The following is a 19,787-nucleotide window of genomic DNA, read 5'->3' on the forward strand; positions in this document are numbered from 1 at the left end:
GACGCCCAGCACCGCACCAACGAAAGAAGCCGCCCGCGGGCGGCTTCTTTCGTTTCCGGCGTTCAGCGCATCTTCGGGTTCAGCGTGCCGCGGTTGTAGTCCTTGTCGCCGGGCAGGATGGTGCGGGTGCCGAACCAGCCGCCCTGCGCGCCTTCCGGCCGCAGGTGGTTCTGCGGGTAGGTGTCGGCCACCTTCTTCGCCTCGGCCTGCTTGGCCTGATCGATGAAGCGCCAGCGGCCGTCCGGCATCAGTTCGACCTTGTCGCCAGCTGCGGTGGTCGCCTCGATCACCGCGCCCTCGCCGGCCAGCGCGCCGGCCGACGCCAGCGCCATCAGCAACACTGCAGCGATTTTCATCCGAGCTTTCCTTCCACCCATTTGCCGACGCCGGCCAGCGCCGCCGGCAGGTTCTCTGGCTGCGTGCCGCCGGCCTGCGCCATGTCCGGCTTGCCGCCGCCCTTGCCGCCAACCTGACCGGCGACGAAATTGACCAGTTCGCCGGCTTTCACCTTCGCCGTCAGATCCGGCGTGACGCCAGCGATCAGGCTCACCTTGCCGTCGTTCACTGCGGCCAGCACGATGGCGGCCGAGCCGAGCTTGTCGCGCAGCTTGTCCAGCGTTTCGCGCAGCGCCGGCACGTCGGCACCTTCCATCACCGCGGCCAGCACCTTCGCGCTACCGACGGCCACCGCCTGGGCGGCCAGTTCGTCGCCCTGGCTGGCGGCGAGCTTGCTCTTCAGGCGGGCGATTTCCTTTTCCAGCGCGCGCACGTTGTCGATCACCTGCGCGATCTTGGCCGGCAGTTCGGCCGCCGGCGCCTTGAATGCGGCAGCCGCTTCGCTGACCAGCTTGTCCTGACGCTGCACGAAAGCCACCGCGTTCTCGCCGGTGATCGCCTCGACGCGGCGGATGCCGGCGGCCACACCGGCTTCGACCGTGATCTTGAACAGGCCGATGTCGCCGGTGCGCGCGACGTGGGTACCACCGCACAGTTCGCGCGACGAACCGATGTCCAGCACGCGCACCTCGTCGCCGTACTTCTCGCCGAACAGCATCATCGCGCCCGACTTCTGTGCGTCCTCGATCGCCATCACGCGCGCCTGGGTGGCCGCGTTGGCAAGGATTTCGGCATTGACGATGCGCTCGACGCGGGCGATTTCGTCGTCGCTCATCGGCGCGTTGTGAACGAAGTCGAAGCGGGTCTTGTCGGCATCGACCAGCGAGCCCTTCTGCTGCACGTGATCGCCCAGCACCTCGCGCAGCGCCTTATGCATCAGGTGGGTGACCGAGTGGTTGCGCGCGGTGGCGGCGCGGGCGCGCACATCGACGCGCGCGCTCACGCTGTCGCCGACCGCGATGCGGCCGGTGCCGACCACGCCGTGGTGGCCGAACACTGCGGCCTGGATCTTCAGCGTGTCCTCAACCTTGAAAATGCCCTGCGCCGCGCGCAGTTCGCCGCGGTCGCCGACCTGGCCGCCGGATTCGGCGTAGAACGGCGTCTCGTCGAGCACGACGACGCCCAGTTCGCCCTCGTGCAGTTCATTCACCGGCGCGCCGTCGCGGTACAGCGCGACCACCTTGCCCGCCGCGTCCAGCATGTCGTAGCCACGGAAAGTGGTCTGCACGCCGTCGTATTCCAGCGCGGTCGCCATCTTGAACTTGCCGGCGGCGCGCGCCTGTTCCTTCTGGCGCGCCATCGCGGCGTCGAAGCCTTCGGTGTCCACGGTCACGCCGCGCTCGCGGCAGATGTCCGCGGTCAGGTCGAGCGGGAAGCCGTAGGTGTCGTGCAGCTTGAACGCCGTCTCGCCGTCCAGCGCGGCGCCCTGCGCCAGCGCGGCCAGCGCCGATTCGAGAATGTCCATGCCGTTGGCGATGGTGGCGAAGAAACGTTCCTCCTCCTGCCGCAGCACGTCCATCACCTTCTGCTGCGCCGCCGCCAGATCCGGGTAGGCGGCGCCCATCTGCGCCACCAGGTCCGGCACCATGCGGTGGAAGAAGGCGGCGCGCGCGCTCAGCTTGTAGCCGTGGCGGATGGCGCGGCGGATGATGCGGCGGAGCACGTAGCCGCGACCTTCGTTGCCCGGAATGACGCCGTCGGCGATCAGGAAGGAACAGGCGCGGATGTGGTCGGCCAGCACCTTCAGCGACGGATTGTCGAGATCGGTGGTGTTCGTTTCGCGCGCGGCGGCGGCGATCAACGCGACGAACAGATCGATTTCGTAATTGCTGTGCACGCCCTGCAGCACCGCGGCGATACGCTCCAGACCCATGCCGGTATCCACGCTGGGCTTGGGCAGCGGATGCAGCACGCCCGCCTCGTCGCGGTTGTACTGCATGAACACGTTGTTCCAGATTTCGATGAAACGGTCGCCGTCCTCGTCCGGCGAACCCGGCGGACCGCCCGGAATGTGTGCGCCGTGATCGTAGAAGATTTCGGTACACGGGCCGCAGGGGCCGGTGTCGCCCATCATCCAGAAGTTGTCCGAGGCGTAGCGCGCGCCCTTGTTGTCGCCGATGCGGATGACGCGCTCGGCCGGCACGCCGATCTCCTTCGTCCAGATGTCGAAGGCTTCGTCGTCTTCGGCATAGACGGTGATCGTGAGCTTGTCTTTCGGCAGCTTGAACACGTCGGTCAGCAGCTCCCACGCAAACGCGATGGCGTCGCGCTTGAAATAGTCGCCGAAGCTGAAGTTGCCCAGCATTTCGAAGAAGGTGTGGTGACGCGCGGTGTAGCCGACGTTTTCCAGATCGTTGTGCTTGCCGCCGGCGCGCACGCATTTCTGCGAGGTGGTGGCGCGGTTGTAGCTGCGCTTGTCGAAGCCGAGGAACACGTCCTTGAACTGGTTCATGCCGGCGTTGGTGAACAGCAGCGTCGGGTCCTCGTGTGGCACCAGCGAGCTTGACGCCACGATCTGGTGGCCCTTGGAAGCGAAGAAATTCAGGAAGGCGGAGCGGATATCGGCGCTGTTCATGGTCGGCAATCAGGATTTCAGGGCGCGCGCTGCGGCGCGAAAACAGTCGCGGATTCTAGCATTCGCGCCGCCGCCGGCCGGATTGCCGCGACAGCGCTCAGGCGACGGCCGGCACAGCGCTCACGCCGGCCACCTCGGCGACGATGCGGCAGGAACGCAGGCGCCACGCGAAATCGTGGATGTCGGTCACCACCATCAGCTCGTCCGCGCCAGTGCGCTCGACCAGCGACGCGAGGCCGCGGCGCACGGTATCCGGCCCGCCAACCACCGCTTCGGCGAGGAAGGCATCGACCGAGGCCTTCTCGTGGCCGGCCCACAGCGGCGTCATGTCGGCCACCGGCGGGCGCAGCCGCAGCGACTCGCCGCGCAACAGCGCCAGCACGCGCTGCTGCGACGAAGTGGCGAGCCAGCGCGCCTCGTCGTCGCTGTCGGCGGCCACCACCGGCACGCCCAGCATCAGATGCGGCCGCTCTAGCACGGCAGATGGCCGGAACAGCTCGCGGTACAGACGGGCCGCCTCCAGCATCATGCGTGGCGCGAAATGGGCGGCGAAGGCATAGGGCAGGCCCAGCTGGGCCGCCAGCTGCGCGCTGAACAGGCTGGAGCCGAGCAGCCACACCGGCACTTCGGTGCCCTCGCCCGGCATCGCGCGCACCGCCTGACCCGGCTGCGCCGGTGCCAGCAAGGCACGCAACTCCGCCACCTGCTCCGGGAAGTCGTCGCCGTTGCTCGACAGATCGCGGCGCAGCGCACGCATGGTCGCGCGGTCGGCGCCCGGTGCGCGGCCGAGACCCAGATCGATGCGCCCCGGGTACAGCGTCGCCAGCGTGCCGAAATTTTCCGCCACCACCAGCGGCGCGTGATTGGGCAGCATGACGCCGCCCGAGCCGACACGGATGCGCGAGGTCTGGCCGGCCACGTGGCCGATCAGCACGGCGGTCGCCGCACTCGCGATGCCGTCCATATTGTGGTGCTCGGCCAGCCAGTAGCGCCTGAAACCAAGCGCCTCGACATGACGCGCCAGCGCGACGGATTCCTGCAAGGCATCGGCCACGCTGCCGCCCTGGCGGACCGGCACCAGGTCGAGCATGGACAGCGGAATGGTGAACGGTTCGGACATCGGGACTCCAACTTGAAAGTACTGCGGTGAGGGCGGGCGTCGGCGCGGCGCGCCCTGCCTGCGCTGCTCGCCGGCATGTCAGTGGATATCGGGGCGGCGCGAAAGTTTGCAAGCACGCGCCGGCCCGGTATCGTCGGGCCTGCCGCCAGCGCGCGCGTACCCGCCACAGTCACATCGACCCGCGAATGGAGGATGACCGCCGTGACCGCCTCTTCGAATACTGCACAGCGCTTCATTCTCGCGCTCGATCAGGGCACTACCAGTTCGCGCGCGCTGGTATTTGACGCCGCCGGCCGCGTCGTCGCGATGGCGCAGCGCGAACTGCCGCAAAGCTATCCGCAGCCCGGCTGGGTCGAACACGACGCCTTGCGCATCTGGACCGACACGCTGGCCTGCGCGCACGAAGCCCTGCTGCGCGCCGCGGTGAAGGCGGACGGAATCGCCGCCATCGGCATCACCAACCAGCGCGAAACCGTGCTGCTGTGGGAGCGCGCAACCGGCACCCCGCTGGCGCCGGCGATCGTCTGGCAGGACAGGCGCACTGCCGACATCTGCGACCGTCTGCGGGCCGATGGCCACGAGGACTTCGTGCGCAGCCGGGCCGGACTGGTGCTCGACCCCTACTTCTCGGCCAGCAAGATCGCCTGGCTGCTCGACCACGTACCGGGCGCGCGCGAACGGGCCGAACGCGGCGAACTGGCCTGCGGCACGATGGACAGCTGGCTGGTGTGGCAGCTCACCGGCGGTCGTCGTCACATCACGGATCTCACCAACGCCAGCCGCACCCAGTTGCTGGACATCCGCAACGGACGCTGGGATGACGAGCTGCTGGCGCTGTTCCGCGTGCCGCGTGCGCTGCTGCCCGAGGTCGTGCCGTCCAGCGGCCTGCTGGCCGAAACCGACGCCGCGCTGTTCGGCCGCGCACTGCCGGTGAGCGGCATCGCCGGCGACCAGCAGGCGGCGCTGTTCGGCCAGGGCTGCAACGCGCCCGGTCTGGCGAAGAACACCTATGGCACCGGCTGCTTCATGTTGATGCACACCGGCCGCCACGCCATCGCGTCGCGGCACGGCCTGCTCACCACCTGCGCTGCGCAGACCGCCGACACGATCGAGTACGCGCTGGAAGGCAGCGTGTTCGTGACCGGCGCACTGGTGCAGTGGCTGCGCGACGGGCTCGGTCTGATCGCCCGCGCGGGCGACGTCGAGGCGCTGGCTGCGAGCGTGCCGGACAGCGGCGGCGTGACCGTGGTGCCGGCCTTCACCGGGCTGGGCGCACCGCACTGGTCGGCCGCGGCGCGCGGAACGATGTTCGGTCTGAGCCGTGGCACGACACGCGCCCACATCGCGCGCGCCGCGCTCGAATCGATCGCGCTGCAGACGCTGGACGTGATGCGGGCGATGGAAGCCGACGCCGGCGCCGCGCTGCGCGAACTGCGGGTCGATGGCGGCGGCACCGCCAACGCGCTGCTGATGCAGATGCAGGCCGACCTGCTCGGCTGCACCGTGCGCGTGGCGCCGACACAGGAAACGACAGCGCTTGGCGCCGCGCTGCTGGCGGCGCGCGGCTGCGGTGTCGACATGTCGTTACCAGAGGACGACGGCCGCGCCTTCGAAGCGCAACAGCACGATCTTCACGCCCGCCTGGCGCCGCGCTGGCAGGCAGCCATCGCAGCCACGCTGGACTACGCGCGCGCCACCGCCTGACCTGCACTCACGCGTCGGTCTGCCCTTCGTTCGCGCCCAAGCCCCACTTCATCGCCAGACGCACCAGGTCGATGTCGGTGCGCGTGCCGAGCTTGGCCTTGATCTGGTAGTGCGTGTTCTGCGCGGTTTTCGGGCTGATGTGCAATGCCTGCCCGATCTCGTCGGCCGAGCGGCCGTCGAGCAGCATGCGCAGCACCTCGAATTCGCGCGGCGAAAGCGCGTCGAGCGGATTGTCGGCGTCGTTCAACAGCGCCAGTGCAAGCTCGGGTGCGATGTCAGGGCTGAGCACGCGGCGGCGGGCCGCGACCTGGTAGACCGCATCGATCAGCACGTCGGGCGCGCAGCTCTTGGTGACGTAACCGAGCGCACCGGCGCGCAGCGCCTGCGACGCGAACAGCGGGTCGCGGTGCATGCTGAACACCAGGATGCGCGCGCGCGCATCGCGCTGCACGAGCCGGCGCACCAGTTCGACGCCCCCCATGTCGGGCAGCCCGAGATCGAGCACGACGACATCCGGCTGCACCGCGCGAAAGGCGGTCAGCGCCTCGTTCGCGCTGGCCGCTTCGGACTCGATGCGCAGGTCGGCGCGGCGTTCGAGCAGGCGCCGGTAGCCCTCGCGCACCACGGCGTGGTCATCGACCAGAAGCAGACGGATCATGTGTGCATCTCCTGTACGTTCGCGGCCGGACTCGGCCGTCCTGCATCGGCCGGCACCACGACCTCGACGCGCAGGCCGCCCTCGGCGCGCGGCGTCAGCGTCAGCCGGCCGCCCAGCGCCTGCACGCGCTCGCGCATGCCGAGCACGCCCAGCCCGCCGTCAAAGGTGGCGCCCGGTACGGAGCGGCCGTCGTCGTCGACGCACAGCCGCAGTTCGTTGCCATCGCAGCGCAGTGTCACCGCGATGTGGCGCGCGTCGGCGTGCTTCTGCGCATTGGTCAGGCTTTCCTGGACGATGCGGTAGAGGCTCACGTTCAGGTTATCGGCCAGACCGCCGATGTCGCCGTCTATCGTCAGCGTATGCAGGCAGCGGCCGTGACTGCTGCGGTTGCGGCTGTCGATCAGCTGTTCCAGGGTGGCCGCCAGGCCAAAGGCCTCCAGCCCGACCGGCCGCAGTTCGCGCAGGATGAGCTGCAGCACCTCCATCATGTGCGCGGTAATGCGCGAGATGGCCTCGGCGCTGGGCGTCAGCGCCGGCAGCTGGTCGTGCGCCAGTTCGCGCGCGTAGGCGGCTTCGGCCTGTATCGAGGTGAGGCACTGTCCCAGTTCGTCGTGCAGTTCGCGCGCCAGCCGGCGCCGCTCCTCCTCGCGCACTTCGAGCAGCCGGCGCGCAAGTTCGCGCTGTTCGCCCATCGTGTTCTCGAGCCGCTCGGCCAGGTGGTTGAACACGTCGCTGATGCGTTGCAGTTCGATCAGCTCGAAGGACGGCAACCGCACCGACAGGTCGCCCGCCTCCATCCGCCCGAGCCCGCGCAGGATGTCGTCGGTCGGCCGCAGCACGCGGCGCACCGGCAGATAGACCAGCACGTTGAGCAGCAGCACGCCGGCGGTGATGATCAGCAGATTGCGGATGTCCGACCACACCGACTGCGCGACGCTGGCGAAATTCGGCGTCACCGTCAGCTCGCCCACCTTGATGCCCGGATACTTGCCGACCGGGCCGATATAACGCGCCTCCTCGCCGACCACGCTGCGCATCAGCGACGCGGGCAGCCAGCGCGGCGCCTCGGCGTCGCCGAAGCAGCGCTGCACCACCGGCCGGCTGTAGATGTCGGTCACCGCTGCACAGAAGTGCACCAGCCGCCCTATCCCCTCCAGCCCGGTCAGTTCGATGCCGTGCAGATCGCGCACGAAAGGGGGCGTCTCGCGCGCGATTTCGGTTTCGATCAGCTGCTTCATCGTGCCGCCAGTGCGCGGCAGGTCGGCGTGGAGGCGGTCGCGGGTCTGTTTCAGCGTGACCGCGATGGCGCACAGCAGCAGCACGAGCGCGAACAGCGTGATGCGCAGCAGCAGGATGCGCTTGAGGTCGACGCGTTTCATCGGCAGGGACAATCGAGAGGGTGACCGGGACACGCTGGCGGCGCACAGGGCGGCAGCGGCGGCAATGATAGGCCGGACGCCGCAAACGCACTGCGGGCAAATTGACTGGCTAGCGCACTGCAGAACGCCGGTGCCGGCAGACGGGCGGGCCCATAAGCTCGCGCTACCTCACCACTGGAGTCTGCCGATGTCCGCCCTGCCCCTCGCCACCGCCCTGATCGTAGCCGCCTGCGCCTTCACCAGCGCAAGCGCCGAAGCGCGCGACCTCGCTGAAGTCCGTTCAAGCGGCACATTGCGCATCGGGGTCTACAAGGACTTCTCGCCCTACGCCGACGCCGGGCGCGGCATCGACGTCGACCTCGGCCGCGCGCTGGCCGAGCGACTGGGCGTCAAGGCCGATGTGCGCAGCTACGACGCCGACGAGAACATGAACGACGACCTGCGCAACATCGTCTGGAAAGGCACCGTCCTTGGTCCGGGCGTATCCGACGTGATGATGCACGTGCCGGTCGATGCGACGATGAGCGCACGCAATCCGCAGGTGAAGATCTTCGGCGCCTACCACCGCGAAACCCTGGCCGCCATCCGCTCCACAGAGCTGCTGCCCAAGCTGGACAAGGTGGCCGACATCGACGGTCAGGCGCTGGGGGCGGAGAACGAATCCATCATGTCGATGGCGCTGCTGTCGTCAGATGGCGGGCGGCTGCGCAGCCAGGTGCAGCACTTCCACTCGATGGACGACGCGCGCCGTGCGCTGGAAGAAGGGCGCATCGCCGGCTTTCTCGGCATGCGCAGCCAGGTCGAGCCGATGATGGCGGCCACCGGCCGCCGCTTCACGATGAGCATGCCGCCGGCGCTGCCCGGCCTGCCGCAGGCCGGATGGGCGCTCGGGCTGGCCGTCGGCGCCGGCGACGAGGCGCTCGCGCAGGCGCTGCAGTCGGCGCTCGCCGAACTGGAACGCGACGGCACGCTGGACCGCATCTTCAAGCAGCACGCGGTCACCCGCATGCCGCCACTGTAGGCGTCAGGTCAGCAGATCGAGGCGGTCGGTGAACAGGCCGCTTGCGCCGGCCTCGATCAGCGCCGCCGCACGTGCGGCATCATTGACCGTGTAGCAGAGCAGCGGCACACCGGCCGACACGATGTCGCGCATGCGCTCATCGATCAAGCGGCTGTGGTCGCAATGGATGGACACTGCCTCGTGCGCCTGCATCTGCGCGCGCCAGTCCTCGGGCACCTCTTCGAACAGCAGGCCTCGCGGCAACTGCGGCGCGACGCGACGGGCGGCATCGAGCGCCGGAAAGTCGAAGGAGGACAGCAAGGGTGGGCGCCGCTCGGCGGGCCAGCGCGCCGCGATCAGACGGGCTGCCGTCTCGCCGGTCGCCTGCTCGAAACCACGGGCAGGCTTGATTTCGATATTGGCGTCCAGATCCAGTGCCAGCAGCAGGTCGAGTGCCTGTTCGAGCGCGGGCAGGCGTTCGCCGGCGAAGGCCGGACCGTGCCAGCTGCCCGCATCGAGTCGCTGCAGGGCTGCGAAGTCGTGCTCGCAGACGAGGCCAGCGCCGTCGGTCGTGCGCTCAAGCGTCTCGTCGTGGATCAGCAGCGGCAGGCCGTCGCGACTGAGCATCACGTCGAACTCGACCATGCGGAAGCCCGCCGCCGCGCCGGTACGGATCGCCGCGAGCGTGTTCTCGGGTGCGGCGGCCCCGCCGCCGCGGTGGGCAATCCACAGCGGCCGGGGCCAGGTGCTCACGACTGGGCCAGCACGTCGCGCGCCTCGCGCGCCACGTCGCCGTCGGTCAGCCAGGCGATGGCCGACAGCAGTTCGATCGACTGCCCCGCGGCCACGCCCTCCTTGACCCATTTCTCGATCGCCCGCACGCGGGCGTCATCATCGAGCGCAAGCAGCTTGAGCAGCGGCTCACGTACCGATGAGTCCTCGCGCGCCGCGCGGATCAGCAGGACAAGCTGTTCGCTGCCGCACATGGGCCCACCCTCTGCACTGCGGTATCGAGAACGGCCTTGGCCGGCTTGCGGTCGGCCCACAGCTCTTCCAGTTCCTCGTCGAGCACGGCGCGCACCTTCGGATTGTCGGCCACCGCGCTTTGATGCGATTCGGCGGTACCCGGCTTGCTAGAAAGCTGGCGCAGCGCCACCCGCGCCACGCCATCGATGGTCGGCGCATCGACCGGACTGATCGCCACCATGCCCGCGCGATTCAGCGGAATGAAGCCGGTGGCGCGCGCCCACTGGGCCTGGCGGTCTGGATCCAGCACGAAGGTGACGAAACGCGCGATGGTCTGCGTTTCGCTCGCGCTGCGGCCGGCACTCACCCACAGACTGGCGCCGTCGGCCAGCGTGTGACGCGGCGCCTGGCGGATGTCGTCGTGGTAGGGCAGCGCCGCGACACCGACCTCGAACTTGGCGTCGCGCTTGATCTGCGGCCAGGCCGACGAACGCGCGGTCAACACCTGACACTGGCCACCGGAGAACATCGGCACCGCTTCGTCGCCGCGGCCGAAGATGTGCAGGTAGCGGCTCTTGTACCAGGACGACATTAGCGCAAGATGTTTCACCTGCACCAGGCCGTTGATCGCCAGCGCCTCGCCTTTCTTGCCGTTCTTGCGGGCGAAGGGCTCGTTGTGCCAGGCGCTGATGTTGTCGACGTGGATCTGCGTCGGCCGTGCGCTGGTGTACGGGCAGGCATAGCCGCCGTCGCGCAGCTGGCCGAGTGCGGCCTGCAGCGTGAACCAGTGGTCGGGCGGCGCGGCCGGGTCGAGGCCGACACGGGCGAAGGCATCCTTGTTGTAGAACATGACCGGCGTGGTGAGGCCGATCGGCAGCGCATTCAGACGGCCCTTGGTGCCGGCAAGGTAAGGCGGCATCGGCGCCGGGATCGGCACAGCAGCGAACTTCTCTTTCGCCTTGGTCATCACCTCGTGCAGCGGCGTGTAACGCGGCTTGCCTTCGAGAAAATGCTGACGCGCCTCGTCGTCGAGCACCTGCATCGCCGGCGGCTTCTCGCCGGTGCCGCCCAGCGGCGCCAGCACGATCTTCTGCTTGCCCTTGCCACTGGCGTTGAATTCGTCGACCAGCGTCTGCAGCGCGGCAGTACCGGCTTCGTCCAGGCCATGCGCCAGTTCGATCTCCGCCGGCTCCTGCGGCGCCGCGGTCTTTGCGGCCGACTTTGCCGTCGACTTGGTGGCCGGCTTGGTCGCCGACTTCGTCGCCTTCGCCGCCGGCTTCTTCACTTCGGCGGCCGCATGCACCATCAGCGGCCACGACACGACGCTGGCCGCGAGCAGCGCGGCAAACGACTTCTTGAGCATCCGTTGTTCTCCTGTTCGCAGCCGTGCGATACGGCTGCAGCGCCCGGTCAGGGTGCCGGGTTGGTGTAGCGAAGGTGAATGGCGTCGATGGCGGCGGTGACCTCGTCGGTCAGCTCAACCTTCCACGCCTCTATATTTTCGCGCAACTGCGCTGCCGACGTCACGCCGATCAGCGTGCTGGCGACGGTACGCCGCCGGTAGCAGAAGGCCAGCGCGAGCTGAGCCGGCGTCAGGCCGTGCGCACGCGCCAGTTCGGCGTAGGCACGCGAGGCCGGCGCGACATTCTCCTTGAAGTAGCGCTGGCCGAACTGCGGAAAGGCCGTGATGCGCCCGGCAGCCTGCGCGTCAGCGACATACTTGCCGCTGAGATGACCGAAGCCCAGCGGCGAATAGGCCAGCAGCGACACCTGTTCGCGCTCGCACACTTCGGACAGGCCCATGTCGAAGGTGCGGTTCATCAGGTGATAGGCGTTCTGGATGCTGACCACGCGCGGCAGGCCTTCGTCGGCTAGACGCAGGCAGCTCATCAGGCCCCACGGTGTTTCGTTCGACACGCCGACGTGGCGCACCTTGCCTTCGTCGATCAGCTTCGCCATCGCTTCCAGCTGGCTACGCAAGGGCGCCGCGTCGCGTTCGGCCGACGGGTCGTACTCGTACTGGCCGAACATCGGCACGTTCCGCGCCGGCCAGTGGATCTGGTAGAGGTCGATGTAGTCTGTGCCCAGCCGGCGCAACGACCCTTCCACCGCCTCGCGGATGTTCGCCGCGTCCAGCGCAAGCGGGCCGCCGCGTATCCAGGGCATGCCGCGCGCCGGTCCGGCCACCTTGGTGGCGACGATCACCTTGTCGCGCGGCTTCTTCGTCAGCCAGCTGCCGACGATGCGTTCGGTGGCGCCGGAGGTTTCGGCGCGCGCCGGGACCGGGTACATTTCGGCCGCGTCGAGCAGATCGATGCCGGCTTCGAAGGCTTCGTCCATCAGCGCATGTGCGCTGCGTTCGTCGACCTGCTGGCCGAAGGTCATGGTGCCGAGGCCGATGGCCGGCACTTCGAGCGTCGAGCGCCCGAGCTGGCGCCGCGCGATATCCTTGCTGTTCATTTCGTCGCTTGTCGTGAGACGGTGTGTCGTCAGGCGAAGGCCAGACGTGTACCACAGACCGCGACCTGCGACGTCGATTCCCGCTGATCGGAAATACCTTGAAAACTAATCTTCACGGCCTGCTGCTGTACTGCCGCCCCGGCTTCGAGCGCGAATGCGCGCAGGAAGTCGCCGACCGCTGCGGCGAGGCCGGCCACCTGGTCGAGGTGCAGGCCGAAGCCAACAGCGGCTGGGTCGAAGCGCGCGCCGAAGGCGGCGCGCTGTGGGCACTGACCCGCGTGCTGCGCTGGCAGGACCTCTGTTTCGCCCGCCAGTTGCTGTGGTCAGGCCGCACGGTCGAGGGCATGAGCCCGGGTGACCGCGTGACGCCCATCGTCGAGGCGGCGCGCGCGCTGTGCGACGGCTACAGCGACTTCCTGATCGAAACGCCGGACACCGACGGCGCGAAGTCGCTGTCGTCGATGACCAAGAAGCTGGAGCCGCACATGGGCGAGGCGCTGGAACAGGCCGGCGCCTTCACCGACGATCCGTCGGCGCCACGCCTGCACGTGCTGTTCACCGCCGCCGACCGCGCGACGGTCGCGCTGAGCTGGCCGAACCGCCGCAGCGAATGGCTGAACGGCATACCGCGCCTGCGCATGCCGCGCGAAGCGCCGTCGCGCTCGACGCTGAAACTGGCCGAAGCCTTCCACACGCTGCTGAGCGAGGACGAACAGGAGCGCCTGCTCAAGCCGGGCATGACCGCGGTCGACCTCGGCGCAGCGCCCGGCGGCTGGACCTGGCAGCTGGTGTCGCGCCACATCCACGTAACCGCGGTCGATAACGGTCGCATGAATCCGGAACTGCTGGAAACCGGCCTGGTGATCCACAAACGCGAGGACGGCTTCCGCTTCGTGCCGCGCAAGCCGGTGGACTGGCTGGTGTGCGACATGGTCGAACAGCCTCGCCGCGTCGCCGCGCTGGTCGCCCGCTGGATTGCGCAGGGCTTGTGCCAGCACGTCATTTTCAACCTCAAGCTGCCGATGAAGCGGCGCTATGACGAGCTGCAGCTCTGTACCGACCTGATTGGCGAGGCGCTGGCCTCGGTCGACAAGAAGCACGAACTGCGCTGCCGCCAGCTCTATCACGACCGCGAGGAGGTGACCTGCTACCTCGGCGTGCCGGGCAAGGCGGGTGGCGGTCGCAAACGCAAGCGCTGAGGCGCTGAGCGGCGGGGCGGCGGCCCGGCCTCAAGATCAGCCACAAGCGCCCGCCCCGCCTGTGCGATAATGCGCGCGCAGTCGCCTCGCCGGTTATGGCGCGGCCCGGAGTTTCCGATCCGGCCATGAATCCACGGCCGATCCCCACTTCCCCCGCCCTGGCGCCTGCGCCCCCGGGCACGACATTCGCGCTGGCACCCTCGCCGCGCGCCTCGCGCCGGGTTTTCCGGAACCGATTTCCCCAGCCTGAACCGGCATGCCAGGCGGAAGTCCACAGAAGCAACACGCACCGCGGCAATGTGCCCGGCGCGCGCTTCTGCACAAGAGAGCTTCGCATCCATGTCGTTTGAAGAACTCGGGTTGATTCCCGAACTGCTGCGTGCCGTGGCCGATACCGGCTACACCACGCCCACCCCCATCCAGGCGCAGGCCATCCCCATCGTGCTGGCCGGCCGTGACGTGATGGGCGGCGCCCAGACTGGCACCGGCAAGACCGCCAGCTTCACGCTGCCTCTGCTGCAGCGCCTCGCACCGCACGCCAGCAGCTCGCCCTCGCCCGCCCGCCATCCGGTGCGCGCGCTCATCGTCTGCCCGACGCGCGAACTGGCGATGCAGGTGCACGAGAGCGTCAAGACCTATTCGAAACACCTGCCGCTGCGTTCGGTGTGCATCTACGGCGGCGTGGACATGAAGGCGCAAGTCGCCGAACTGCGCCAGGGCCGCGAAATCGTCGTCGCCACGCCGGGCCGCCTGCTCGACCACGTCGAAGGCAAGACCATCAGCCTGAGCCAGGTGCAGATGCTGGTGCTGGACGAAGCCGACCGCATGCTGGATATGGGTTTCATCCCGGACATCAAGCGCATCCTCGCGCTGCTGCCGGCGCAACGCCAGAGCCTGCTGTTCTCCGCCACCTTCTCGGAAGAGATCAAGAAGCTGGCCCAAGCCATGTTGCGCGACCCGCAACTGATCGAGGTCGCACGCCGCAACGCCACCGCGGAAACCATCACCCACCGTGTGCACGCCTGCGGCACCGACGACAAGCGCGCACTGCTGACCCACCTGCTCACGCAGGACAGCTACGCCGACCGCCAGGCTCTGGTGTTCGTGAACACCAAGTTCGGCGCCAGCCGGCTCGCTCACCACCTGGTACGCCAGGGCGTGGCCGCCGACGCCATCCACGGCGACAAGAGCCAGCAGCAGCGCACCGAAGCGCTGGAAGCGTTCAAGAACGGCAGCGTGCGCGTGCTGGTGGCGACCGACGTCGCCGCCCGCGGCCTCGACATCGAAGACCTGCCTTTCGTGATCAACTTCGAACTGCCGCACAACGCCGAAGACTACGTGCACCGCATCGGCCGCACCGGCCGTGCCGGCCGCTCGGGCGAAGCCATTTCGCTGGCGGCGCCCGAAGAAAAGGGTCGCGTGGCGGACATCGAAAAGCTGATCCGCAAGCCGATCGAAATCGTCGTGCCGGAAGGTTTCGACCCGGCGCGTGCGCGAACGCGCGAAACGCGTTCCGAGCGTCCGGAACGTGCAGCGCGCAGCGAACGCGGTGAGCGCGGCGAACGGCGCAGCCGCCCATCAACCGGCGACGCGCCCCGCGCCCCGCGTGCGCCCCGCGCCAGCGCATCGACGGTCGCCGCCGACGGCTTCGACTTCAGCAAGCCCTACGAATCGGCGACACCCGACGCCCCTGCTGACGGTGGCGACAGCACCTCGGCACCGACGCCGGCCAAGCGCAGCGGCAAGCGTCAGGTCGCCGCACTGCTCGGCGGCAGCGGAAAACGCTGAGGCGGGATGAGACGACAACGGCGCCGATGGCGCCGTTTTCTTTGGTGTTGGCGGAAGCGGTGAGATTCGAACTCACGAACGCCTTGCGACGTTGCCGGTTTTCAAGACCGGTGCATTCAACCACTCTGCCACGCTTCCTGGATGCCGCCTGTCATGCGCACAATGGCGCCAGACAAGGGTTACGGATGAGGCGCGCAGTCTAGCATGATGAGCAGCGTTGAAACTTCGCACCCTGTGCGATAGTCTTTAGAACACTAATCATCCTTCGGGAGACATTGATGCAACCGCAATTCCAGAGCATGCAGACCACCGGTTCGCTGTCCGCCGGCCAGAACCGCGTGCTGCGCAATACCTACATGATGCTGGCCGTGTCCATGGTGCCGACGCTGCTCGGCGCGCTGGTCGGCGTGCAGATGCGTTTCAGCTTCTTCTCCGGCAGTCCGCTCATTTCCTTCGTGCTCTTCCTCGGCATCGCCTGGGGCTTCATGTGGGCGATCGAGAAGAACAAGAACAGCGGCCTCGGCGTCGCCCTGCTGCTCGGTTTCACCTTCTTCATGGGGCTGATGCTGAGCCGCATCCTGCAGGTGGCGCTGGGCTTCTCGAACGGTGGCTCCATCATCGCGATGGCGGCCGGCGGTACGGCGGTCACCTTCCTCGTGCTGTCGTCGGTCGCTGCAACGACCAAGCGCGATTTCTCGAACATGGGCAGCTTCCTGATGATCGGCATGATTGTCATCCTGCTGGCCATCGTCGCCAACATCTTCCTGCAGATGCCGGGCCTGCATCTGGCGATTTCCGCTGCCATCGTGCTGATCTCGGCCGCCTGGATGCTGTACGACATCCAGCGCATCGTGCGCGGCGGTGAGACCAACTATGTGTCGGCGTCGCTGTCGGTCTATCTGAACCTGTACAACATGTTCGTCAGCCTGCTGAACCTGCTGATGGCACTGACCGGTCAGCGCGAATAAGCGAAACTCGTTTCAGCCGAAAGCCCCGCGGGCGCGAGCCCTGCGGGGCTTTTTTCTTTGCTGTGCGCGAAGCCGCGGCGGGGTCAGGCGCGTTCGATCAGTGCGATCGACTCGACGTGCGAGGTCTGCGGGAACATGTTGGCGATGCCGGCGCCGCGCAGGCGGTAACCCTTCTGCACGATGAGCACTTCGAGGTCGCGCGCCAGCGTGGCCGGGTTGCACGACACATAAACGATGCGCGACGGCGCCGCTTCGTCGGCCGAGTGCGGCAGGGACTTCACCAGTTCCATCGCGCCCTCGCGCGGCGGATCGATCAGCATCTTGTCGAAGCGGCCGAGCGCGGCGTAGGACTCGGGCGTGATCTCGAACAGATTGGCGACCGCAAAGCTCGACCGCTCGGCCAGCCCGTTGGCCGCCGCGTTGCGCGCAGCGCGCTTCACCAGCGCATCGGCACCTTCGATGCCGACCACGTCGGCACCGAGCGACGCGATCGGCAGCGAGAAATTGCCGAGGCCACAGAACATGTCGGCGATGCGCTCGCCCGGCTGCGGCGCCAGCAGCGACATCGCGCGACGCAGCAGCGAGCGGTTGATGCCGTGGTTCACCTGCGTGAATTCGGTCGGCGCGAACGCCAGCTTCACGCCGAAATCCGGCAGCGAGTAGGCCAGTTCGGGCATCGGAATCGGCCAGAACGGCAGCACCGTGTCCGGGCCACCCGGCTGCACGTAGATGTGCAGCCGATGAGCGTCGGCAAACGCGCGCAGCGCAGCCTCGTCGTCGGCGGTCATCTTCTCGAGGATGCGGAACACCAGCACCGTCATCTGTTCTTCGCGCTCGCCGCCGATGGCGACCTCGATCTGCGGCAGTCGGTCACGCAGCGAAAAGCCGTCGATCAGTGTGCGCAGCGGCAGCAGCAGCGCCGACACGTGCGGCGGCAGCACCTCACAGGAATCCATGTCGGCGACGTAGCTCGACTTCTTTTCACGGAAACCGACCAGCACGCCGCCCTTGCGCGGCACGTAGCGCACCGACAGCCGCGCGCGGTAGCGATAGCCCCAGCCCGGACCGACCAGCGGCGCAAACACCGTTTCCGGCTTGACGCGGCCGACGTGCCACAAAGCGTCTTCGAGCACGCGCTGCTTGGCCGAAGCTTGGGCAGCGACGTCCAGGTGCTGCATGCTGCAGCCACCGCAGTTGCCGAAGTGGCGGCAGCGCGGCGTCACCCGTTGGGCGCTCGGCCGCACGATGCGGCTGATCTGCGCCAGTTCGTAGGACGCCTTCTTGCGGTAGGGAGAGAAATCGATGGTTTCGCCCGGCAAGGCGCCATCGACGAAGATGACCTTGCCTTCGTAATGGGTGACGCCGCGACCTTCGTGGTCCAGCGATTCGATACGGGCGACCGGCATGACGTGTCCTGCGAGAGCGAAAGGGCGCGATTTTACCTGCTGCATGCGCCGCGGCCGCGCCATCGCGGATAATCCGCACCCATGGACAAGACACTGCTCGGCGGGCTCAGCCCGCGTACCTTCCTGCGCGACTACTGGCAGAAGAAACCGCTGCTCATCCGCGGCGCCATCCCCGGCTTCAACGGCTTGCTGCCGCGCGAGCAATTACTCGATCTCGCACGTGACGAAGACGTCGAATCGCGCTTCATCGCGCACGACGGCCGCAACTGGGAAATGGAGCGCGGCCCCCTGCCCGCCTCGCTGATCCGGCGCCCGAAAACGAAACCGTGGACCGTACTGGTGCAGGGCCTGAACATGCTGCTGCCGCAAGCCGACGCGCTGATGCGCCGTTTCAGCTTCGTGCCCTACGCCCGGCTGGACGACGTGATGGTGAGCTACGCCACCGATGGCGGCGGCGTCGGTCCGCACTTCGATTCCTACGACGTGTTCCTGCTGCAGGGCACCGGCAAGCGCCGCTGGCAGATCAGCGAACAGACCGACCTGACGCTGGTCGATGGCGCGCCCTTGCGCATCCTGAAGAACTTCGTGCCGGAGCACGAATGGGTGCTGGAACCGGGCGACATGCTCTACCTGCCGCCCAAGTGTGCGCACAACGGCATCGCCGAGGGCGAATGCACCACCTACTCTATCGGCTTCCGCACGCCGTCGATGCAGGAACTGGCCAGCGGCTTCCTTGACTACCTGCGCGACGAGATCTGCATGCCCGGCATGTACGCCGACCCCGACCTCGCACTGCAGGCCGATCCGGCCCAACTGCCGGCGGCGATGATAGACAGGGTCGAGGCGGTGCTGAACACCATCAAGTGGTCGCGCAAGGACGTCGAGGCCTTCCTCGGTGGCTATCTGAGCGAACCGAAGCCGCACGTGTTCTTCGACCCTCCGGACGATCCGCTGACGCCGAAGCGTTTTGCACAGCAGGTGTCGAAACACGGCGTGCGACTGGACGGCCGGACGCTGCTGCTGCGCAGTGGTAAACACTTCTGGATCAACGGAGAACCGGTGGACCTGCCGGCCGACAGCGCCGACGCGCTGCGCGAACTCGCCAGCGCACGCAGCCTGGCGCGGGTGGCCGACCACGAAGGCACGCTAGACCTGCTCTACGACTGGTACTGCGACGGCTTTCTGCACACCGGAGCCGCCATTGACTGAGGAAACGGGTGTCTTCCGTTTCGACGATCGTGCCGGCTATCAGGCAGCGATCGGCACACTGATCGCACAGATCGATCGATCGCTCGACATCTTCGACACCGATCTGCGCGACACCGCGCTCGATTCGCGCCACGCCGTCGAGGCACTGACTCGAGCCTTGGCACAGTCACCGCGCGCCGAGGTGCGCATCGTGCTGCACGACGCCGGGCCGCTGCAGCACCACATGCCCCGCCTGTGGGCGCTGTGCGCCGCACAATCGCACCGCCTGCACATCCGTCAGTTGCCGCGCACGCTGCGGCATCTGAGCGAGACATTCATGCTGAACGGATCGGCTGACGCGGTGATCCGCACTCATCTCGCGCACTGGCGGGGCAAGCACGTGCGCGCCCATACCGCCGAGATCGCCGGCTACAGCGGTCGATTCGCCGAGATCTGGGACAGTTGTTCATGTTGCATAAGCACAACAAAGCTTGGCTTGTAAAACCTTGTTTCCAGCGCTGCAACTTGATCCGTGACGCTCGTGCTACTATTTTGGGCTGATCGAGGTCGCTAGCTCGATCGGGTGTTGTACCGAATTCACGATGTAGCCAACAGCCAAGGAAATCAAAATGCAAAAGTCCCTCCTCCTCGCCGCCATCCTCGCCGCTGCCCTGGCCGCTTGCTCGAAGCCGGAAGAAGCCCCGGCTCCGGCCGCCGAACCCGCTCCGGCTGCTGCCCCGGCCGCTCCGGCTGACGCTGCCCCGGCCGCTCCGGCTGACGCTGCTCCGGCCGCTCCGGCTGACGCTGCCCCGGCCGCTCCGGCTGACGCTGCCGCTCCGGCTGACGCTGCTGCTCCGGCTGCCCCGGCTGCCCCGGCTGAAGAGAAGAAGTAATTCTTCTGCGAGCATGAAAAAAGCCGGCGCAAGCCGGCTTTTTTCTTTGGTGCTTCCCTGACACAAGACCTTTTCGCATCGCCGCAG

17 protein-coding genes and 1 tRNA gene are annotated in these 19,787 nt (G+C 67.7%); 7 read left to right on the plus strand and 11 right to left on the minus strand.

Translation table 11 applies throughout. The features are described 5' to 3' along the window. Window positions 1-62 precede the first annotated feature (62 nt). The 3 genes from METFAM1_RS0105980 to METFAM1_RS0105990 all read right to left on the minus strand — a co-directional run bounded on the left by METFAM1_RS0105980 (window position 63) and on the right by METFAM1_RS0105990 (window position 4,091). Window positions 63-356, minus strand: a complete 294-nt coding sequence (locus METFAM1_RS0105980; RefSeq protein WP_019918695.1) for a hypothetical protein — start codon at window positions 354-356, stop codon at window positions 63-65. Beyond that, window positions 353-2,971: an alanine--tRNA ligase gene (alaS, locus tag METFAM1_RS0105985; protein WP_019918696.1), complete on the minus strand. Its 2,619-nt coding sequence runs from the start codon at window positions 2,969-2,971 to the stop codon at window positions 353-355. Before alaS ends, METFAM1_RS0105980 begins: the two co-directional genes overlap by 4 nt. A 97-nt stretch (window positions 2,972-3,068) precedes the next feature. Next, window positions 3,069-4,091: an LLM class flavin-dependent oxidoreductase gene (locus METFAM1_RS0105990; RefSeq protein ID WP_019918697.1), complete on the minus strand. Its 1,023-nt coding sequence runs from the start codon at window positions 4,089-4,091 to the stop codon at window positions 3,069-3,071. A 192-nt stretch (window positions 4,092-4,283) separates the two neighbouring features. Between METFAM1_RS0105990 and glpK the strand changes: the two genes are divergently transcribed. Then, window positions 4,284-5,795, plus strand: coding sequence for a glycerol kinase GlpK (gene glpK, locus METFAM1_RS0105995; RefSeq protein WP_019918698.1), 1,512 nt, complete (start codon window positions 4,284-4,286; stop codon window positions 5,793-5,795). A 7-nt stretch (window positions 5,796-5,802) separates the two neighbouring features. Here glpK and METFAM1_RS0106000 read toward each other — a convergent pair whose 3' ends face one another. Both METFAM1_RS0106000 and METFAM1_RS0106005 read right to left on the minus strand, forming a co-directional pair. After that, the gene (locus METFAM1_RS0106000; protein WP_019918699.1) at window positions 5,803-6,453 is read right to left on the minus strand and encodes a response regulator; all 651 of its coding nucleotides are present in this window, start codon (window positions 6,451-6,453) and stop codon (window positions 5,803-5,805) included. Further along, window positions 6,450-7,832, minus strand: a complete 1,383-nt coding sequence (locus METFAM1_RS0106005) for a HAMP domain-containing sensor histidine kinase (RefSeq protein ID WP_019918700.1) — start codon at window positions 7,830-7,832, stop codon at window positions 6,450-6,452. The genes METFAM1_RS0106000 and METFAM1_RS0106005 overlap by 4 nt, the downstream gene beginning before the upstream one ends. 187 nt (window positions 7,833-8,019) lie before the next feature. On the opposite strand from METFAM1_RS0106005, the gene METFAM1_RS0106010 reads away from it, so the two are divergent. Next, window positions 8,020-8,853, plus strand: a complete 834-nt coding sequence (locus METFAM1_RS0106010; protein ID WP_019918701.1) for a substrate-binding periplasmic protein — start codon at window positions 8,020-8,022, stop codon at window positions 8,851-8,853. 3 nt (window positions 8,854-8,856) lie between these two features. On the opposite strand, the gene ugpQ is transcribed toward METFAM1_RS0106010, so the two are convergent. From ugpQ to METFAM1_RS0106030, 4 genes are read right to left on the minus strand one after another with little or no spacing between them, the layout of a single operon-like run. Further along, window positions 8,857-9,585, minus strand: a complete 729-nt coding sequence (ugpQ, locus tag METFAM1_RS0106015; protein WP_019918702.1) for a glycerophosphodiester phosphodiesterase — start codon at window positions 9,583-9,585, stop codon at window positions 8,857-8,859. After that, window positions 9,582-9,818 carry a hypothetical protein gene (locus METFAM1_RS0106020; RefSeq protein ID WP_019918703.1) on the minus strand — a complete coding sequence of 79 codons (237 nt, stop codon included), beginning with the start codon at window positions 9,816-9,818 and terminating at the stop codon, window positions 9,582-9,584. The genes ugpQ and METFAM1_RS0106020 overlap by 4 nt, the downstream gene beginning before the upstream one ends. Next, window positions 9,788-11,161, minus strand: a complete 1,374-nt coding sequence (locus METFAM1_RS0106025) for an extracellular solute-binding protein (RefSeq protein WP_019918704.1) — start codon at window positions 11,159-11,161, stop codon at window positions 9,788-9,790. Before METFAM1_RS0106025 ends, METFAM1_RS0106020 begins: the two co-directional genes overlap by 31 nt. A 47-nt stretch (window positions 11,162-11,208) precedes the next feature. After that, complete coding sequence (locus METFAM1_RS0106030; RefSeq protein ID WP_019918705.1) at window positions 11,209-12,258, minus strand: aldo/keto reductase; 1,050 nt, start codon at window positions 12,256-12,258, stop codon at window positions 11,209-11,211. Between the two features lie 98 nt (window positions 12,259-12,356). Between METFAM1_RS0106030 and rlmM the strand changes: the two genes are divergently transcribed. Both rlmM and METFAM1_RS0106040 read left to right on the plus strand, forming a co-directional pair. Next, window positions 12,357-13,457 (plus strand): 23S rRNA (cytidine(2498)-2'-O)-methyltransferase RlmM, encoded by a 1,101-nt coding sequence (gene rlmM, locus METFAM1_RS0106035; protein WP_019918706.1) that lies wholly within the window; start codon window positions 12,357-12,359, stop codon window positions 13,455-13,457. Between the two features lie 339 nt (window positions 13,458-13,796). After that, the gene (locus tag METFAM1_RS0106040) at window positions 13,797-15,245 is read left to right on the plus strand and encodes a DEAD/DEAH box helicase (protein WP_019918707.1); all 1,449 of its coding nucleotides are present in this window, start codon (window positions 13,797-13,799) and stop codon (window positions 15,243-15,245) included. Between the two features lie 48 nt (window positions 15,246-15,293). On the opposite strand, the gene METFAM1_RS0106045 is transcribed toward METFAM1_RS0106040, so the two are convergent. Continuing rightward, a tRNA-Ser gene (locus METFAM1_RS0106045) sits at window positions 15,294-15,383 on the minus strand. 140 nt (window positions 15,384-15,523) lie between these two features. Here METFAM1_RS0106045 and METFAM1_RS0106050 point away from each other — a divergent pair. Then, the gene (locus METFAM1_RS0106050) at window positions 15,524-16,213 is read left to right on the plus strand and encodes a Bax inhibitor-1/YccA family protein (RefSeq protein ID WP_019918708.1); all 690 of its coding nucleotides are present in this window, start codon (window positions 15,524-15,526) and stop codon (window positions 16,211-16,213) included. Between the two features lie 83 nt (window positions 16,214-16,296). Here METFAM1_RS0106050 and rlmD read toward each other — a convergent pair whose 3' ends face one another. Beyond that, window positions 16,297-17,619, minus strand: a complete 1,323-nt coding sequence (rlmD, locus tag METFAM1_RS0106055) for a 23S rRNA (uracil(1939)-C(5))-methyltransferase RlmD (protein WP_019918709.1) — start codon at window positions 17,617-17,619, stop codon at window positions 16,297-16,299. An 81-nt stretch (window positions 17,620-17,700) separates the two neighbouring features. Here rlmD and METFAM1_RS0106060 point away from each other — a divergent pair, with 81 nt between their 5' ends. Continuing rightward, window positions 17,701-18,828, plus strand: coding sequence for a cupin domain-containing protein (locus METFAM1_RS0106060; protein WP_019918710.1), 1,128 nt, complete (start codon window positions 17,701-17,703; stop codon window positions 18,826-18,828). After that, entirely contained in the window at window positions 18,821-19,309 is a 489-nt protein-coding gene (locus tag METFAM1_RS0106065; RefSeq protein ID WP_019918711.1) for a DUF7931 domain-containing protein, read from the plus strand. Before METFAM1_RS0106060 ends, METFAM1_RS0106065 begins: the two co-directional genes overlap by 8 nt. Window positions 19,310-19,787: the final 478 nt, after the last annotated feature.

Origin of the sequence: Methyloversatilis discipulorum (assembly GCF_000527135.1) — a bacterium.
Lineage (GTDB): Bacteria > Pseudomonadota > Gammaproteobacteria > Burkholderiales > Rhodocyclaceae > Methyloversatilis > Methyloversatilis discipulorum.

Excerpts from the sequence above, each read along its gene's own strand:
- METFAM1_RS0106025 (WP_019918704.1), bottom strand. The coding sequence starts at position 11,161 with ATGCTCAAGAAGTCGTTTGCCGCGCTGCTCGCGGCCAGCGTCGTGTCG.
- METFAM1_RS0105990 (WP_019918697.1), bottom strand. The coding sequence starts at position 4,091 with ATGTCCGAACCGTTCACCATTCCGCTGTCCATGCTCGACCTGGTGCCG.
- METFAM1_RS0106050 (WP_019918708.1), top strand. The coding sequence starts at position 15,524 with ATGCAACCGCAATTCCAGAGCATGCAGACCACCGGTTCGCTGTCCGCC.
- METFAM1_RS0106020 (WP_019918703.1), bottom strand. The coding sequence starts at position 9,818 with ATGTGCGGCAGCGAACAGCTTGTCCTGCTGATCCGCGCGGCGCGCGAG.
- rlmD (WP_019918709.1), bottom strand. The coding sequence starts at position 17,619 with ATGCCGGTCGCCCGTATCGAATCGCTGGACCACGAAGGTCGCGGCGTC.
- METFAM1_RS0106060 (WP_019918710.1), top strand. The coding sequence starts at position 17,701 with ATGGACAAGACACTGCTCGGCGGGCTCAGCCCGCGTACCTTCCTGCGC.
- METFAM1_RS0106030 (WP_019918705.1), bottom strand. The coding sequence starts at position 12,258 with ATGAACAGCAAGGATATCGCGCGGCGCCAGCTCGGGCGCTCGACGCTC.
- alaS (WP_019918696.1), bottom strand. The coding sequence starts at position 2,971 with ATGAACAGCGCCGATATCCGCTCCGCCTTCCTGAATTTCTTCGCTTCC.
- glpK (WP_019918698.1), top strand. The coding sequence starts at position 4,284 with ATGACCGCCGTGACCGCCTCTTCGAATACTGCACAGCGCTTCATTCTC.
- METFAM1_RS0106040 (WP_019918707.1), top strand. The coding sequence starts at position 13,797 with ATGTCGTTTGAAGAACTCGGGTTGATTCCCGAACTGCTGCGTGCCGTG.
- METFAM1_RS0106000 (WP_019918699.1), bottom strand. The coding sequence starts at position 6,453 with ATGATCCGTCTGCTTCTGGTCGATGACCACGCCGTGGTGCGCGAGGGC.
- METFAM1_RS0106010 (WP_019918701.1), top strand. The coding sequence starts at position 8,020 with ATGTCCGCCCTGCCCCTCGCCACCGCCCTGATCGTAGCCGCCTGCGCC.
- METFAM1_RS0105980 (WP_019918695.1), bottom strand. The coding sequence starts at position 356 with ATGAAAATCGCTGCAGTGTTGCTGATGGCGCTGGCGTCGGCCGGCGCG.
- METFAM1_RS0106005 (WP_019918700.1), bottom strand. The coding sequence starts at position 7,832 with ATGAAACGCGTCGACCTCAAGCGCATCCTGCTGCTGCGCATCACGCTG.